The sequence below is a fragment of the Marivirga aurantiaca genome, assembly GCF_016679925.1.
Lineage (GTDB): Bacteria > Bacteroidota > Bacteroidia > Cytophagales > Cyclobacteriaceae > Marivirga > Marivirga aurantiaca.
Genome location: NZ_JAEQBW010000001.1, coordinates 1,182,021 through 1,198,330 on the forward strand (window position 1 = coordinate 1,182,021; position 16,310 = coordinate 1,198,330).

The 16,310-nt window shown below is 39.0% G+C and carries 12 protein-coding genes and 1 tRNA gene; 9 read left to right on the forward strand and 4 right to left on the reverse strand.

Translation table 11 applies throughout. The features are described 5' to 3' along the window. Positions 1 to 314: 314 nt before the first annotated feature. From JKA74_RS04920 to JKA74_RS04940, 5 genes are all read left to right on the forward strand, one after another. Positions 315 to 385, forward strand: a tRNA-Gln gene (locus tag JKA74_RS04920). Between the two features lie 643 nt (positions 386 to 1,028). Then, positions 1,029 to 2,129 carry a slipin family protein gene (locus tag JKA74_RS04925; RefSeq protein ID WP_201430033.1) on the forward strand — a complete coding sequence of 367 codons (1,101 nt, stop codon included), beginning with the start codon at positions 1,029 to 1,031 and terminating at the stop codon, positions 2,127 to 2,129. A 160-nt stretch (positions 2,130 to 2,289) separates the two neighbouring features. Then, on the forward strand, positions 2,290 to 2,829 hold the full coding sequence (locus tag JKA74_RS04930) for a tetratricopeptide repeat protein (protein ID WP_236587503.1): 540 nt from the start codon (positions 2,290 to 2,292) through the stop codon (positions 2,827 to 2,829). Continuing rightward, the gene (locus JKA74_RS04935) at positions 2,811 to 4,232 is read left to right on the forward strand and encodes an RtcB family protein (protein WP_201430035.1); all 1,422 of its coding nucleotides are present in this window, start codon (positions 2,811 to 2,813) and stop codon (positions 4,230 to 4,232) included. Before JKA74_RS04930 ends, JKA74_RS04935 begins: the two co-directional genes overlap by 19 nt. Positions 4,233 to 4,833: 601 nt before the next feature. Beyond that, entirely contained in the window at positions 4,834 to 5,301 is a 468-nt protein-coding gene (locus tag JKA74_RS04940; protein ID WP_201430036.1) for a pyrophosphohydrolase domain-containing protein, read from the forward strand. Between the two features lie 605 nt (positions 5,302 to 5,906). On the opposite strand, the gene JKA74_RS04945 is transcribed toward JKA74_RS04940, so the two are convergent. Further along, the gene (locus JKA74_RS04945; RefSeq protein ID WP_201430037.1) at positions 5,907 to 7,871 is read right to left on the reverse strand and encodes a DUF3352 domain-containing protein; all 1,965 of its coding nucleotides are present in this window, start codon (positions 7,869 to 7,871) and stop codon (positions 5,907 to 5,909) included. A gap of 328 nt (positions 7,872 to 8,199) precedes the next feature. Here JKA74_RS04945 and JKA74_RS04950 point away from each other — a divergent pair, with 328 nt between their 5' ends. Beyond that, the gene (locus JKA74_RS04950; RefSeq protein WP_201430038.1) at positions 8,200 to 8,643 is read left to right on the forward strand and encodes a hypothetical protein; all 444 of its coding nucleotides are present in this window, start codon (positions 8,200 to 8,202) and stop codon (positions 8,641 to 8,643) included. Between the two features lie 60 nt (positions 8,644 to 8,703). On the opposite strand, the gene JKA74_RS04955 is transcribed toward JKA74_RS04950, so the two are convergent. The 3 genes from JKA74_RS04955 to JKA74_RS04965 all read right to left on the reverse strand — a co-directional run bounded on the left by JKA74_RS04955 (position 8,704) and on the right by JKA74_RS04965 (position 12,215). Continuing rightward, positions 8,704 to 9,045 (reverse strand): zinc ribbon domain-containing protein YjdM, encoded by a 342-nt coding sequence (locus JKA74_RS04955; RefSeq protein WP_201430039.1) that lies wholly within the window; start codon positions 9,043 to 9,045, stop codon positions 8,704 to 8,706. 506 nt (positions 9,046 to 9,551) lie between these two features. Beyond that, positions 9,552 to 9,926, reverse strand: a complete 375-nt coding sequence (locus JKA74_RS04960) for an endonuclease domain-containing protein (RefSeq protein ID WP_201430040.1) — start codon at positions 9,924 to 9,926, stop codon at positions 9,552 to 9,554. A 249-nt stretch (positions 9,927 to 10,175) separates the two neighbouring features. Then, positions 10,176 to 12,215 (reverse strand): glutamine--tRNA ligase/YqeY domain fusion protein, encoded by a 2,040-nt coding sequence (locus tag JKA74_RS04965; protein WP_201430041.1) that lies wholly within the window; start codon positions 12,213 to 12,215, stop codon positions 10,176 to 10,178. Positions 12,216 to 12,444: 229 nt separating this feature from the next. Between JKA74_RS04965 and JKA74_RS04970 the strand changes: the two genes are divergently transcribed. From JKA74_RS04970 to JKA74_RS04980, 3 genes are all read left to right on the forward strand, one after another. Beyond that, the gene (locus JKA74_RS04970; RefSeq protein ID WP_236587504.1) at positions 12,445 to 13,821 is read left to right on the forward strand and encodes an NAD(P)/FAD-dependent oxidoreductase; all 1,377 of its coding nucleotides are present in this window, start codon (positions 12,445 to 12,447) and stop codon (positions 13,819 to 13,821) included. Positions 13,822 to 14,648: 827 nt separating this feature from the next. Further along, complete coding sequence (locus JKA74_RS04975; RefSeq protein ID WP_201430042.1) at positions 14,649 to 14,963, forward strand: DUF2442 domain-containing protein; 315 nt, start codon at positions 14,649 to 14,651, stop codon at positions 14,961 to 14,963. 831 nt (positions 14,964 to 15,794) lie between these two features. Next, positions 15,795 to 16,046 carry a hypothetical protein gene (locus tag JKA74_RS04980; protein WP_201430043.1) on the forward strand — a complete coding sequence of 84 codons (252 nt, stop codon included), beginning with the start codon at positions 15,795 to 15,797 and terminating at the stop codon, positions 16,044 to 16,046. Positions 16,047 to 16,310: the final 264 nt, after the last annotated feature.

Genomic DNA, 16,310 nt, shown 5'->3' on the forward strand with positions numbered 1-16,310 from the left:
TATGCTTATGGATAAATACAGAAGAATATTTGGTTTACGTGATTTTAATCAGGGGAGAGGTATGTCCTCTTCAAAACAGGAAAAAGTATTTCTGCAAGATCAAATCATATATGAATTTTCAGGATAACGAGGTTTTACAGTAACTGCTGTATAAAGCCCTGTCCTGAAAAGGATGGGGCTTTTTTTATGCTCAATTTTTAGTAAAGTAACCAATTGCCTGGTGGGCAAATACTAATAAGTTAAGCTTTGTTTAAAGCCCCATCCTTACATCCTTCCCCAAAGTGAGAAGGAGAATGGTCTTAACTTATTAGCAATGCCTGGTGGTCTAATGGTAGGACATCGGTTTTTGATATCGGTAATCAAGGTTCGAATCCTTGCCGGGCAACTTCATATGAAGCAAAAGGCTTCAATAAAGATCTTCTCACTCTGAAAGGGGTAGAAGTAGTGGAAAAGTGAAAGTTAAAGGTTTATGGGATGTGTTTCTGTAGAGCACCCCGGTGCACATACCTTTTAGATATGTGTATACCGCTTTTAACTGGCGCATTTTTCACCACGCTGTGGGTCGAAGGTTCGAATCCTTCTCCCAATAGTGATATTGGGGTAGTTCAGTGGTAGAACAACAGAGTCAATGTGGGTTCGAGTCCCACTCTGTCGTAAGGCAGATGGCGGAATTGGTATACGCAATGGACTGAAAATCCATCCGATTGAAGTAGCCTGCTTCTAAAACAAGGCACCTAAAAGCAGCTAAAGTGTATGCTTTTGTTTACTCGCCAAGATGAGCAAACTCAAAAAGTTGGAAATGGCTTTGAAGCCTGAGGATACCGTGAGAGGAACTTTTGATCCTTCTTTCAACCCAAGATAAATGTGTAGTTGAATAGTGGGGTAATTGGGAAAAAGGAACGATCAGAAATTACGATTACTCAATCAGACTTCCGCTTTAACCGATAGCAGAAGCTTTAGTTGCTTTATTAAATGAAATTATTGGACCAGTGATTATATAAAAAGTGTAAAAGCAAAATTGATTAAAAATGCAAAGGAAAAGAATCAATACAGGAAAAGTGGGCTTGGTTTTCCGTAATGGAGACTATAAGCGAGTGCTCACTGAAGGCACATGGTGGATTTCACCTTTTGAAGAGCTGGTTCAATACAACATGACCAGGCCTTTCCATTCAGCTATATCGCTTAATATTCTCTTGCGAGATGAGAAGCTTGCTGAAATGTTGGAGGTAGTGGAAGTACAGGATCATGAAATTGCTCTTCAATATGAAGATGGAAAGTTCCAAACTGTATTAACAGTAGGTAAATATGCTTTCTGGAAAGGTGTAATAAACTACACTTTCACCAAAGCTGATTTGAACAAGGTGGAAATCACTGAAAAAGTAGAAAAATCAGTGTTGGAAAGGAGGGAAGTACTTCCATATATCAGGGTTTATGTGGTAGAATCGTACGAAAGAGGCGTATTGTACATTGATGGAAAATTTGAGAAAATTTTAGCCAATGGTACGTACATCTTCTGGAAAAACAGTACCCCGGTGAAAGTTGATAAAGTAGACTTGAGACAGTTGCAATTGGAGCTTGTCGGTCAGGACATCCTCACAAAAGACAAAGCCGCATTGCGGGTAAATTTTGTGGCACAATACAAAGTGGTGGACATTGAAAAAGCTATGATCGTCAATAAGGACTTTGAAAAGCAATTGTACACCATTACCCAACTGGCTTTGAGGGAGTTCATCGGTACATTTACTTTAGACGAATTGCTTGAAAATAAGGAGTCAGTCGGAGGTTTTGTGATGAAATCACTAGCTAGTAAAGCAAAAGCTTTGGGTGTGGAGGTAATGGATTGTGGTGTGAGGGACATCATTTTACCTGGAGAAGTGAAAGAGATCATGAACCAGGTTTTAGTAGCCCAAAAGCAGGCGCAAGCCAATGTAATCATGAGAAGAGAAGAGACAGCTTCAACCAGAAGCTTGCTTAACACTGCTCAATTGATGGAAAGCAACGAAATGTTGTTCAAGTTGAAAGAAATGGAGTATGTAGAGAAAATTGCTGATAAAATTGGAGAGATTACTGTTTCCGGAAACGGTCAGGTACTCGATCAATTGAAAAGTATCTTTGCTCCAACTAAATAATTAATTGGCTGAGTCTTATTTTTAAAATTGGACTCAGCTAATGTTCTGTAAAATTTAAGTTAATGTTTTGTAGTTAAGGCCAACCTCCTTCTCACTTCGGAGAAGGATTAAGGTTGAGGTTTTAACCAGTTTCTTAACTAAAAACATTAACATATAAAATGTGAAAAAATGTAAGAAAATGGTAATTAATGACGAAAGCATTGAATACTTGATAAGCCTTGCTGAGGATGCCGTATTTGAAGGTGATTACAATCTGGCTTCCCGATTATTATACAATGCTTTATATGATGAACCGGGTTATGCAAAATTGCATTATACCCTGGCATGGATGTATCACTATTATCAATTCAATGAAGTAAAAGCCATTAGGCATTATGAATTGAGCCTGTACTTTGACCCAACCTGTGATTATGCTTACAGGCAACTGGTTGAATTACTGATGGATAAAAAGAGATACGATGCTGTAAACAGCTTATTGCAGAAAGCTGAAAATGCTGGCCACCTTGACAAAGATTTCATTTACGAGACTCTTGGAAACCTGGCTGAAAAACAGGCTGATTTTGGCTTAGCAATAAAATATTACAGGAAAGCTTTAATGCATAGCATGGATAACAATGCCAGCAAAGAATTAAGGCAAAATATTAAAAGAACGAAGTTTAAAAAATTTAAAACAAATTGGAGATGGCAACGACAAAACTAACAGGCAAAGACCTGCGACAAATCGGCTATCCTGAGGGCAAAGTGATTGGCTTTGCCATGAAAGCGCTGGAAGCGCATTATAAAGGAAAGAGTAAAAAGTTTAAACTGGAACTGCTCCAGAGGGTAATTGAGAGTCCTGCTTTATACCTGAAACATGAGCAATTAGGTGCTGTAGCTAAATCCTTGATCATAAAAACTGAGCACAATGAAACCATTGATTTGCTTAAAAACAGGATTGATTATCCTATATATGGTCGGGAGGGGATAGAGCCGGGTGCTCTGAACCAAATGGAAATAGCCATGAAACTACCCGTAACAAGGGCAGGTGCTTTAATGCCAGATGCTCATCAGGGTTATGGCTTACCGATTGGAGGTGTTTTGGCAACAGAAAATGCAGTGATTCCTTATGCCGTAGGTGTTGATATCGGATGTAGAATGTGCATGACTTTGTATGATCTGGCTCCGGTTTTTGACAGGGTACAAGTGGATAGGTTGAAGGGAATGCTGATGGAAAATGCCAAATTTGGTAATGCAGTATTTAAGAGACCTAAAGAACATGCTGTGCTGGATAGAAATGAATTTAATGAAATCAATATCTTGAAATCATTGAAAGACAGGGCTTTTACTCAGATCGGTTCATCCGGAGGCGGAAACCACTTTGTGGAGTTTGGCATAACTGAATTGTTGAGTGATGAAAATGAATTTGCATTACCGGCAGGAAAATACCTGGCAGTTCTGACGCATTCAGGTTCCAGAGGTTTGGGTGCCAATATTGCAAGGCACTATACCAAACTGGCTATGGATACATGCAGGCTTCCAAGTGAAGCTAAGCATTTGGCATGGCTGGATTTGGATACCGAAGATGGTCAGGAGTATTGGCTGGCTATGAATTTAGCAGGTGACTACGCTTCGGCCTGTCACCACCAGATTCATGAAAGAATGGCGGCTTCTCTGGGTGAGCAACCCTTAGCAATGATTGAAAACCATCACAATTTTGCCTGGAAGGAGCAAAATGCAGAAGGTAAAGAGCTCATTGTACATAGAAAAGGAGCCACCCCGGCAGGAAAAGGCGTGCTTGGAATTATTCCGGGATCTATGACCTCACCGGGCTTTATCGTGAGAGGAAAAGGTGAGCAGGTCTCCTTAAATTCTGCTTCACACGGTGCGGGAAGGGTGATGTCCAGAAGAAGGGCTAAGGAAACACTTTCTAAAAGAGAGGTTTTGAAGCACCTGAATAATGCAGGTATCTCCTTAATCGGCTCAGGCTTGGATGAAGCACCTATGGTCTATAAGAACATTCATGAGGTGATGGCCCAACAGCAAGACCTGGTGGAAGTAGTAGGCCAGTTCACGCCTAAAGTAGTAAGAATGTGTGGAGATGAACGCTTTCAGGAAGTGGATTGATAAATTGTAAATAAAAAAGGCTGTCTCTGCTGAGACAGCTTTTTTTATTGAAAGTTTGATTAAATAGGGTACTATTGATAAATGCTCCAATGTTCGAAAACCAAATAAACTTTGCTCGAGAAAGTGGGTGGGGGGACAAAAAGGCGAGGAGCGCGTAGAATTGCAGCGTAGAAGCATCTTTTTGTCTTGATTTTTTCAATCTTTTGTATCAAGACAAAAGATGAAGAATAAAATTTGGTTTAAAAATGTATAAAATTTACTTTAAACCTTAATATTAAATGAAATTCCTGTTTTTTGAGGTTTTGTACTTAGATTTAAATTTTTACACACACTCATAAAATCAAGGATATGCAGTTTATAGGTGAAATTTATTCCTCATGAGGAGCCTAAATAAAGTAGTTAATTATTCCTCAAAAGCCACTGCTTCATTATTACCTTCAGAATTGAGTTTTCTAAGGAAGAATGATTTTCTAAAATTCTTATTCAGTGATTTTTTTCTGCTTAAACTCGTGATATCTTAAAATGTTTCTTCACTCATTCCATTGGATAAATCAGTTGAAATAGCTTATTTTAAGCTTTCATTACTTTAATTATTATATCAATGCAAGAAGCTGAAGCATTAAATTCCGTAGCCCAATTCCATACTACTTTTAATCACCCTATTTTAGATCAGCCACAAATACCAGATAAAAAAAGGGCACAGTTAAGGATTAGTTTACTTAAAGAAGAGCTGGAAGAATTGGAAGAAGCCATTGCCAATAATGATGTGGTAGAAGCTGCAGATGCTTTATGTGATTTGCAATATGTATTGTCAGGTGCTATACTTGAATTTGGTATGGGGGCAAAATTTTCAGTGCTTTTTGCAGAAGTGCAACGTTCCAACATGAGCAAAGTATGCCACACTGAAGAAGAAGCTAAAGCCACTGTTGCACACTACGAAGCCAAAGGACAGCCTGCTTTTTTTGAACAAAAAAGTGACTGTTTTTTAGTCTACCGCAAAGCTGATAACAAGACTTTGAAATCTATCAATTACTCAGAAGTAGATTTAAAAAGTATTCTGGATGAATAAGGTCGAAATCCATCTTCTGCGAATTGAAGTGTGCAATTACACTTTTAAATCGACTCTTCAATTCGCAATTATCCATCACTCTATTTTTTCATAAGCTGACTTTAAAAGCTATTTCTTCCCCTTTTCTAAAGGGTCATTTGGGGTAGCCTTGATAAATACTCCAATATTTGAAAACCAAATAAACTCCCGACTTACCGGGACAAGTTTTGCTCGAGAGAGCGGGTGGAAGGACAAAAAGGCGGGGAGCGCGTTGAATTGCAGTATGGGAGCATCTTTTTGTCTTGCCTGTCCCGCAACAGCGGGGATTTTCCCCGAAGGGATGCCTTTGGCATTGTTTCTTTTGTATCAAAACAAAAGAAAGGAGAAGAAAATATGGTTTTAAGAGGTGTGAAATTTAAGTGAAAACCTCAATATTCAGTAAAACTCTTATTTTTCGAGGTTTCATAGGCGAGTTTAATTCCTATATCTACTGATTAAAATAACTTAATCTAGTTTTTAAATGAAAATTTATTTTTCATGAGAAGCCTCAAGTAGTTACAAATGATTCTCGTGTAATTGCCTAATAGGCTCTATTTTTATATTATCCCTTTAAAAGGGTGTCTTCATCAGAACCTTTCCTTCCTCAACAACTCCCCGGTTTTATCATAATATCTCCAGGTTCCCTTTTTCTGATCTTCTTTATACCTCCCTTTTACCAATAAGTTACCTGCGCTGTCATATTGATAATAGCGGCCATGCTTTAAACCATCTTTGAGTGATACTTCAAACTTTAATTGCCCATTTGAATACTCCTCGGTAAAGGATTTGCTGTTAAGGTCTTCAGGAAGAATGTCTTCAATGGAAATAATATCCTCATCGGAAGTTTCAGCACTGTCCAATTCCTGGACCTCTTTAAAATTACTCTGCTCCACCAGAGCACGCCAATCACTTATTTGCTTGTGGTTGAGATAATTCGTTTGCAATTGGTGGCGGATGAGCTTGCCCTTTGTGGTGAACTGCAATCCCATCATCGGGAAGCTTTTAAAATAGGTTTGATGAGGAGTTAAAGCTTCCCAGCTCTCTTTGTCCAACAGTCGTTTTGCATCACTTAATAGCTCTTCTGAACTCAGGTAAATAAATAAATTGGATTCATAGTTAAACTTTTCCATGAAGTTAGCATACTCCTGGCTATGGTCAAGGGTGCTTTTTTCTACCACAGCAGTAATGATTTTCCCTAATGTTTTAGGCGAATTACTGAAAACCACATAATCCTCCATAATAGTATAGTAGGGTTTATCGATATCGGCAAAAGCTTTTCCAAATAACATCTTGAAAAATCCTTTGATAGACAAATAATGAATTTCATGCCCTTTATAGCTTATGCCTTTGAATTTAACAGGTGTCTTTTTTCTGATCTGTTGTTTAATAAAATCCAGGTGCTCCCGGGCTTCATCAGCTCCCTGGTGTTTGAGGGCCACGGCCAGCTCTACCTTGTTTTTGTCACTGTTGGAATTAAGCTGAATCAAAGCAATTTCATTGTCTATCCAGCTTAAAAAATCATCTTTGATTGAGATTTTAAGAAACTTCTCAATTTTTTGCTTGCTCTCCAGATAAGACTCCCCATCCTCTGCTTCGGCCAGCACCTTTTCCATTTCATTATAGAAATGCAGTGCCTCTTTAAAGCCTAGGCTCATAAAATAGGAAACATTATCCGGCACGATGGTACCCACAGAAACATCACCTTCACCTGAATTGATTAAGGCAGTCAGTAAATTAGCTTGCTCCCTACGAATGGTTGAATAACCGCTGATTGAGATGTATTCATCCGTAACATCCATTGTTAAACTACTGTACTTTAACGCATCAAGCATAGTGGGATTTTCTTCTTCTCCAGGCTCCATCCATTGCTGCATGAATTTGGAGAAGGGCGCATAATTCACATACATTTTAATACCATTGCCATCCAGCTGCTTGCTTACATCTATAAAATCAAGATCCCGGATCAACACAGGTTCGCCCATTTGATCTATGGATTGTTCAATTAAAGTGTGAGTAGAAGAAACCGTCAGCAGGTTCTCATGGATACTCAGGTAATAAGTGGTAGGATCATCTTCAAAAGCAAACTCCAGGACTTCCTGCCCATGGTATGTGCGGTTAAATACTTTATGAATATCTTCACTTAATTCACCGATATAATTTTTGATAAAATCGAATTGCGTAGCACGCTGTAAATCTATAGTGTACAAAAAATCATAGTCGTTGGGTCTGGTTTGATGCACCGAAATGACCATAGGCCTGCCCATCACTAACTCCCAAAGCGTTTCATTAGCCTTCATTTCGGCATTCATGCTGTCTATGCTGTGGCCCATTTCCAGGAAGTAGGGATTGGTTTTGAGGTATTGCCAGATTTTGTTGTTGGTGATATCATGCCATTGCTCAAAAGGATTGTCCATCTGGATAATCAGGCTGGCTTCAGCCGGCACCGCCATTAATGGATTGTTCTTTTTTATCGTTTTGAAATGAAAAAAATAGAGATAGGCTGAAATTAGGATAATGAATAAAATGGAAATTCCTATGATGATTTTTTTCATAAATATTACTGATCAAGCTATGGGATTCAAAAATTAAGAAACATTTATGGGTATTGAAACATTAGTTGATATTTTAATTGCTTGACATATCTCCTCTAGGCGTCAGACGGTTATTAATACTGTCAAAATACCGTCAGAAGCCTTGTGAAAGGCTCAAACTGTTAGTCATTGGCAGAAATGAATCAATCCAAAGATAACATTTATCAATTTAAATACTATTGTCATCAATTCAGCAATGCCAGCCTAAATCATTTTTAGCACCTTGCAATTAAATGGCGGATGCTGAAAAGCCAAAAAAGAGTAAGCCAAATTTCAATCAAATATTATTATGAAAACTATTAAATCTACAGTATGGGTATTTTTACTCATCGCTCTTACCACCATTCTTTTTACTGGATGCGGTAATGAAGAAGAATTTGCACCGGCACAGGAAGCGATGGAAGACAAACTATTGGAAAGTGTCAATGCAAGGACATCCGATGTGATAGAGTTTAGCCTGAAAGGTGTTGAGGATGGCCGACATCAAATAGCAAAAAATTCTTCTACTGGAAGCATTATGTATGTTGCTGTGCAGCGTGGCACTATTTCTTCTATGACAATTATTAGAAGAGACGGCAGTGCCCATACTTTTGATGATTTCTCCGATACCAAACCCTACTCAGGTTGTCGAGATGGATTTCAGAAATGTTTTTATCACCCAATCTGTGGTTATATTTGCCTTCGGGTCTGTGTTGCGGCTAATTTGACCATATCAATAGGACAAGATTGGTAGTAACTAAAAGAAGCTCTTCGGAGCTTCTTTTTCATATTTCCCCAACAATTTTAAATAAGCTTAAGCCTTCTTTACGAACTCTGATTTCAAAGCCATAGAACCAAAACCATCAATTTTACAATCAATATTATGATCTCCCTCGGTAAGTCGGATATTTTTGACTTTGGTGCCTGCTTTTACCGGCTGTGGAGCACCTTTTACCGGCAAGTTTTTAATTACTACAACGGAATCACCGTCTTGCAGCCTGTTGCCATTGGCATCTTTTACAATTAAACCTGTTTCTTCAATTTTCGGCTCTTCAGCAGGGTTCCATTCATGATTACATTCCGGGCAGATCATTAATAAGCCACTAGGGTAAGCATATTCGGATCCACAATTGGGGCAAGGTTGTATTTCTGACATTATGAGATTAATTTTTGGCAAAGATAGGGAAATTTGAGTAATCAAGAGATAAGGTAAAATCCCCCTTAATCCCCCTTTAAAAAGGGGGAGCGTAGAGTCACACTTTGAAATTTATCTTCTATTCATAAATTATCTATGACTCAGCGTCTTTTATTACCTGAATTTAAATGTTTACGAGATTTCTCCCCCTTAGAAAAAGGGGCTGGGGATTATGTCATTCGAAGATAATACCAAAAATTATGTAAAAGGGTTGAAATTCTACTCCACCATGGATTCAGGCAGGTAATATTAAAAATGGATTTTCATATGAGTAAGCAAGAATCCCCTTTAAGAAAGGGAGAGTCAGTAGAAGTTTCAAAATCTCTTTTAGACCGCAGTTATTTTTAGCTGATATATTATTTCTTTAAAACAACTTCGAAATTGTACGGGAGCACTCCCCCTTAGAATAAAGGGGGCAGGGGGGATTATGACAATCTGAAGACCAATCAAAAATTAAGTCTCAGCACCTAATCAACCATGGACTCAGGCAGGTAAGCTTCTAAAGTTCTAATTACATTATTCATGTCATTGTGCACTTCAAATTCTGAAAACCTGATTACTGTGAATCCTAGCTCCTTTAGAATCAAGTCTCTTTGCCTGTCTTCTTCCTGTTTATATTCATGCGACTTACCATCCAACTCAATGACAATATGTAATTTCCTACAGATAAAATCTACTATGAAGTTATCTATTGGAAATTGTCTGTTGAATTGATAACCATAAAATTGCTTTCTACTTAGTAGGTTCTTCCATAAAACTGCCTCTCCCGGTGTTCCATACGTGCGAAGTTCTCTGGCGAAAGGTTTAAGCTTTTTATTATAATTTGAATAGGGCTTTTTCAATGAATGAGGGTATTGATTGGTATTAAAAATATGGATTTTTATTTAAGTAAACAAGAATCCCCCTTCATCCCCCTTTAAAAAGGGGGAGCGTTTAATTACACCTTGAAATTTATCCCTCCATTCGTAAACTACCCATGCCTCAGCGTCTTTTTATTGTCTGAATTTAAATATTTACGAAACCTCTCCCCCTTAGAAAAAAGCCTGTCCCGACCGCATCGGGAGGGGCTGGGGGATTTAACCCCAAAACCTCTATTCAATACCCTTCGCCTCCTCCACCAACAACTCATTGCTATCCTGCAAACCGGCTTCAATAAAGGCCTCAATGGCGGCATTGCGTTCCTGACCTTTTTTCAATAATACACCCAAAGCAATCATCACACCAATACGGGTACCGACTTTCTTGGCAGCGGTATTAAAAAGCGGTTCCAGTTCTTCATAAGCTACCTCTTCGGCTAATTTGGCAATATTGGTCCTGGCCGTCTCTAATTTATCACCCGACAAATTAGTGTACTTCTTACTGATCTTCTGGATTTCATTAATAGCACTTCTTTGTCCTTGGTGTTGGCTTTGATTTTGCTGAGCAGCAGGCTGCTTCTGCTGTTCTGCTTGAGGTTGTTGCTTCGCCCAGGAATCCTTTAAACCCACCGTTTTATTGAAAATCAATTGTCCGGCTTGAGCCTCTTTATCCAGAGTGAAGTAACCTAAACGCTGAAACTGAAATTTATCATCTAATTTCGCTTCCTGCAAGAATGGTTCTACAAAAGCAGTTTCCACTATTTTTAAAGATTCAGGATTCACGAACTCCATGAAGTTTCTATCCGAATAACTATCAGGAGCTTCATCAAAAAACAGCCTGTCGTACTCACGAATTTCTGCTTTTACAGCATGCTGAATAGACACCCAATGCAAAGTGCCTTTTACTTTTCGCTCACTGGATTCAGTACCACTTCCAGATCGGGAATCCAAATCACAAGTACAATGAATTTCTATGATATTACCTGCATTATCCTTCACTACAGACTCAGCTTTAATAATGTAAGCATTTTTTAAGCGTACTTCCTTCCCAATGCTGAGTCTAAAAAATTTATTGCCTGCAGATTCTTTAAAATCCTCTTTCTCAATATACAACTCACGGGAGAAGGGCACTTCATGCGTTCCTGAATTTTCTATTTCAGGATTATTCTCTGCAGTAAGCATTTCCACTTTCCCTTCAGGGTAATTGGTAATGATTAGCTTCACAGGATCTAAAACCCCCATTACCCTTGTGGCATTTTTGTTTAAGTCTTCACGGATGCAAAATTCTAATAAAGAAACATCGGTGACACTATCACGCTTGGTAATACCTGAAACTTCACTGAATTTCCTAATTGATTCCGGGGTATAACCTCTTCGTCTTAAACCTGAAATGGTAGGCATCCTGGGATCGTCCCAACCGGAAACAGTTTTACTTTGCACCAATTCCAATAATTTACGCTTACTCATCACAGTATAGCTCAAGTTTCGTCTGGCAAATTCCCTTTGCTTCGGACGTAATCGATCAGGGTCAGCAATTTGATCCAAAAACCAATCGTATAATTCCCTGTGGGATTTAAACTCCAAAGTACAAATAGAATGGGAGATCGACTCCAAATAATCCGATTGGCCATGTGTCCAGTCGTACATAGGGTAAATGCACCAGTCGTTGCCTGTTCTGTGGTGAGCCTTTTTTACAATGCGATATAGCAAAGGATCGCGCATCAGCATATTTGGAGAAGCCATGTCTATTTTAGCACGCAAAATATGTGTACCAGGCTCAAATTCACCCGCTTTCATTCTTTGAAATAAGTCCAGGTTTTCTTCTACACTTTGGTTGCGGTGTGGACTTTCCACACCGGGACTTGTAGGCGTTCCTTTTTGCTCCGCCATGGCTTCGGCAGATTGCTTATCTACATAAGCTTTACCACTTTTAATCAGCTCAATAGCCCAATCGTACAGTTGCTGAAAGTAATCAGAAGAATAGCATTCGGTGGCCCACTGAAAGCCCAGCCATTCAATATCGTGTTTAATGGCATCCACATATTCCTGCTCTTCCTTAGTGGGATTGGTATCGTCAAATCGTAAATTAACAGGTGCATTATATCGCTCTCCCAAACCAAAATTGAGGCAAATAGAAGCCGCATGGCCAATATGTAAATAGCCGTTAGGTTCCGGTGGAAACCTGAAACGCAACTGCTCTTTAGGCAAGCCCGCTGCTAAATCCTGTTCAACAATTTGTTCTATAAAATTAAGTGATTCTGAGTCTTTCGCCATGGTAATAAAATTGAAACGCAAAATTACGGTAATTGCATTCAATTACAATAGGGGTGATGGGATTTATAAAATAGGCCTTAATAATAGTTGAGCATAAGCTAAAATTTTTTAAGAATAGTTATTTCAGTGTTAATATTAGGTTGTGCTATTACTCTGACCTCTTATGAATTTCATGAATAATGTTAGTGCAGATCATACTTACTGTAATGCATTCTGAAATTAAATTATTATGCTTGAATCTCATCATAAATCCCCCCTGCCCCCTTTTAAGGAAAGGGGGAGAGATCTCATTCAGATTAACACACACGGGAAAATTATCCATTCAAACTTCTTTTCATTCTGGCGCATCATCCATATTTATGCTTACTTTTGGCAATATATGCCAGAATATGATTACGACATCATCATTGTTGGAGCAGGTCCTGCCGGTTGTGCTTGTGCTTATCAATTGAGGGATCATGAGCTTAAGATTGCTCTGGTGGACAAATCTGTTTTCCCGAGAGATAAAATCTGTGGTGATGCCTTAAGTGCGGATGTGGTGAATCAGCTTTACCGTATGGATGAAAAGCTGGCCCTGGAATTTGAGCGATTCCCCCAAAAAATTGATTCCCACGGAATCCAATTCTATGCACCCAATGGAAATTCACTGAGTGTCGATTTCATCAATCCCAACCACCATAATGCAGCAGGATATATTTCCAAACGTATGGATTTTGATGCCTTCCTTTTTAAACAAATTGAAAAATTGCCCAATGTAAGCATTTTAACCGGTGAAAGGGTAGAGGATGTACAATCCAATGAGCAAGGCGTTGAAGTAAAAGTGGGAAATCAGGTGCTGAAGGCTCAAATGGTGATCGGTGCAGATGGCGCCCAATCCATAGTGAATAAAAAATTAGGGCAGATAAAGGTAGAAAAAGACCATTATTCTGCCGGTTTAAGGCAGTACTATGAAGGTGTGGAAGGTTTTCACCCGAAAAACTATATTGAACTTCATTTCTATGATGGTGTACTGCCCGGTTATTTCTGGATTTTTCCATTGCCCAACGGGCAGGCTAATGTGGGCCTGGGCATGCTTTCCAGTGAAGTAAGCAAACGAAAGATTGACCTTAAAAAGAAGCTGGATGAGTTGATCCATACCCATCCAAATATAAAAGAACGCTTTAAAAATGCGCAACCTTTAGAAAATATACAGGGTTTTGGTTTACCCATAGGTTCCAAAAAAAGGCCTATTTCAGGCAACCGATTTCTGTTATTGGGTGATGCCGCCAGTTTAATTGATTCCTTTACAGGAGAGGGCATAGGCAATGCCATTCGTAGTGGAAGAATTGCTGCAGATCACCTCGTAAAGGCCTTTGATAATCAGTGTTTTGATGCCAGGTTTAATAAGCATTACGATAAGGTGGTTTATCAAAAAATGTGGAAAGAATTAAGGGTAAGCAGAGCCTTACAAAAGCTCTTACAATATCCCAAACTCTTCAATTTTGTTATTAAAAAAGCTAATAATAATTCATCCGTAAGAATCTTGTTAAGCTCCATGCTGACTGATGTGGATCTCAAAAAAGAATTGCTTAAACCCGGGTTTTATTTGAAGCTGTTTTTTAGGTAAGCAAAAAAAACTCGTCATTCCGGAATTTCACGAGGCACGAGGGAAATATCCGGAATCTCCCGGCTTTTGGTCAGGCTGCCTGTTTAAGAACAATTTCGAAAGATTTCGCCCTTTCAGGACTTTGCTAAAAACAAAACATTTAATTGAAGCGCTCTGCACTTCGCTGTTGATATTGCCCTTTCAGGGCTGGGATAACCATAGCCATGCCAGCCTGATGTCGGCACGTTATAAAAGGTCAGACATCTAAATCCCCGCCTTAGCAAGTGTTGAGGCAGAATAGTCGATAGCTCTAAGGTCAGACCATAGGCCGGTACCGGACTGGCTCCAAAGCAAAAGCCTCTTCTTTAGACGGTCATCTTATTGGAGTTACTCCAACAGTTTTGGTTTTAAGAACCGGTACTGACCTGCGGGCAATGGTTGAAAGCCCATGCCAGGATTTGTAATCCTTTTTCAAATTTTACTTAAACCTCAATACATATGAGATCGAGCCCCCTCTCTTCCAAAGAGAGGGCTTGGGTGAGTTAAATAGAACGATATGGGCTGAAAAGGTCAGACATTTTCTGCCTAATGACAGACCTTAGCAGGATGCAGGTCAGGCCGGTATTTGTAAAACAATATTTCAGTCAAAGACTGATTAGCTTTGGATGAAATTGTATTTTTATTGTTGATCATGTCATAATTAAATTTTAAAACTAATAGATAATTTATGCTATCTTAGAATAACATTTGAAACCAAAATATTATAATTTTATGTTATGCCTACAATACTAAAACATAGAAGGGTATAGGTTTTATTTTTTCTCAGATGAAGGCAATCGAAAAATGGAATGAGTACTTCGGAAAATAAAATAGAAAATAAAAAAAGTTCAGATCCTATTGATCAGCTTATTTTTGAAGGTGGTCTTAGGATTAAAAGATTATGGGTGGATAAAGAGTTGGACTTAATTATTGTATTACTGAATAATAAAAAAATTCTTAAACGTCCTTTATCAAACTTCGATAAATTAAGTAAGGCAAATCCAGAAGAGTTGGAAAATTTTGAAAATGATGGAATCGGTATTCATTGGCCAGATCTTGATGAAGACTTGAGCTTACGTGGGTTTATTAAATATGAACTTTCATCAATGGATTTGGTGGCATAGTTATATACATACAAAAAACTAAAAGAGATTGTAATCCTTTTGCAATCATATCTAAACATGAGAAGGATATGGTGTATTGTTTCTTAAAGCGACTCGCCCCAAATCTCGTCATTCCGGAATTTCACGAGGCACGAGGGAAATATCCGGAATCTCCCGGCTATTGAGCAGACCGCCTGTTAAGAACAATTTTAAAAAGATTTCTCCCTTTCAGGGCTTTGCTAAACTATTTATTTAAGCGAAGTGCCCTGCACTTCGCTGTTGATATTGCCCCTTCAGGGCTGATTGTTCTTAGCAAACTAATTCCCCGCGTTTGCAAGCTGTGGGGGCAGAATTAGCAGATAGCTCTAAGGCCAGACCATAGGTCGGTACCGGACTGGCCCCAAAGCAAAAGCCTTTTCTTTAGACGGTCATCTTAGTGGATTTACGACAACAGTCAGCCCCCGGTCGGTGGCGCACCGACCGGAAGCAGAAAGTTAGCTATTTGAGTGAGATGGTCGGTGCGCCACCGACCATGGAATCATTGTGCTTAAAAACCTGCCGGATGCCATTATGTTTCAAATGTTAGTTGTCCAATAAACCTCAATACTTACTAGATCGAGCTCCCTCTCTCCCGGCCAAACCGGGAGAGAGGGCTGAGTTATATAGAACGATATCGGCACCATTCAAATCAGATATCCTAATCTCCAAAAATGTCTGACCTCTTTGAGGTACCGACATTGGTGCTCATATTGATCAATTAAACGGATTCATATTAGAAAAATCTTTGTTTCCAAAGCAGGGAATGCATAATTTGCTGCTCATTAGTATCAATCATTTACACCTAATATTCATATGTTTGACGGTTCATCATTCCCTCAACCCCTGGAGGAAGATATTTTTGAGCTTTGGCTGGAAAAAGGCAGAGAAAGTAAGATCGGCTACCACTACTTATTGGTAGTATGGGATGCTTTTGAGGAAGCCTATCTGCCGGTTTATGTGGAAGAGCGCGACAAAATTAGTGAGTATGAGAAATACGAATCATCCACCGGCCGTGAGTCTTTGGTGGCTGCTTATGATTTGTATTCGGAGAGTAGGGTGGGTTGAAATGAGATCTATGAGAAACATTGGTTTGTTGCTTCCAAAGCAATAAGTCTGCGCTACTAATCTCAGAACTTTCCTAAACCGGCCATTTCGAACCTTCTAAATTTTAACTTTGAAGATTTAAGGAGAAGGAATTTATTTTAGAGCTAGTGTTTCGTGAGACACGAACCACGGCTAAAAGAAAAGTTTTAATTTTCCTGCCTGTGACCATCGGAAAATGTCAGATGAACCAGACCCTGCATACTCAATCCCTTATTTATTTTTCAA

Coding starts and splice junctions, on each gene's coding strand:
- JKA74_RS04950 (WP_201430038.1), top strand. CDS start 8,200: ATGAAAACTATTAAATCTACAGTATGGGTATTTTTACTCATCGCTCTT.
- JKA74_RS04965 (WP_201430041.1), bottom strand. CDS start 12,215: ATGGCGAAAGACTCAGAATCACTTAATTTTATAGAACAAATTGTTGAA.
- JKA74_RS04940 (WP_201430036.1), top strand. CDS start 4,834: ATGCAAGAAGCTGAAGCATTAAATTCCGTAGCCCAATTCCATACTACT.
- JKA74_RS04970 (WP_236587504.1), top strand. CDS start 12,445: ATGCTTGAATCTCATCATAAATCCCCCCTGCCCCCTTTTAAGGAAAGG.
- JKA74_RS04980 (WP_201430043.1), top strand. CDS start 15,795: ATGTTTGACGGTTCATCATTCCCTCAACCCCTGGAGGAAGATATTTTT.
- JKA74_RS04955 (WP_201430039.1), bottom strand. CDS start 9,045: ATGTCAGAAATACAACCTTGCCCCAATTGTGGATCCGAATATGCTTAC.
- JKA74_RS04975 (WP_201430042.1), top strand. CDS start 14,649: ATGAGTACTTCGGAAAATAAAATAGAAAATAAAAAAAGTTCAGATCCT.
- JKA74_RS04935 (WP_201430035.1), top strand. CDS start 2,811: ATGGCAACGACAAAACTAACAGGCAAAGACCTGCGACAAATCGGCTAT.
- JKA74_RS04925 (WP_201430033.1), top strand. CDS start 1,029: ATGCAAAGGAAAAGAATCAATACAGGAAAAGTGGGCTTGGTTTTCCGT.
- JKA74_RS04945 (WP_201430037.1), bottom strand. CDS start 7,871: ATGAAAAAAATCATCATAGGAATTTCCATTTTATTCATTATCCTAATT.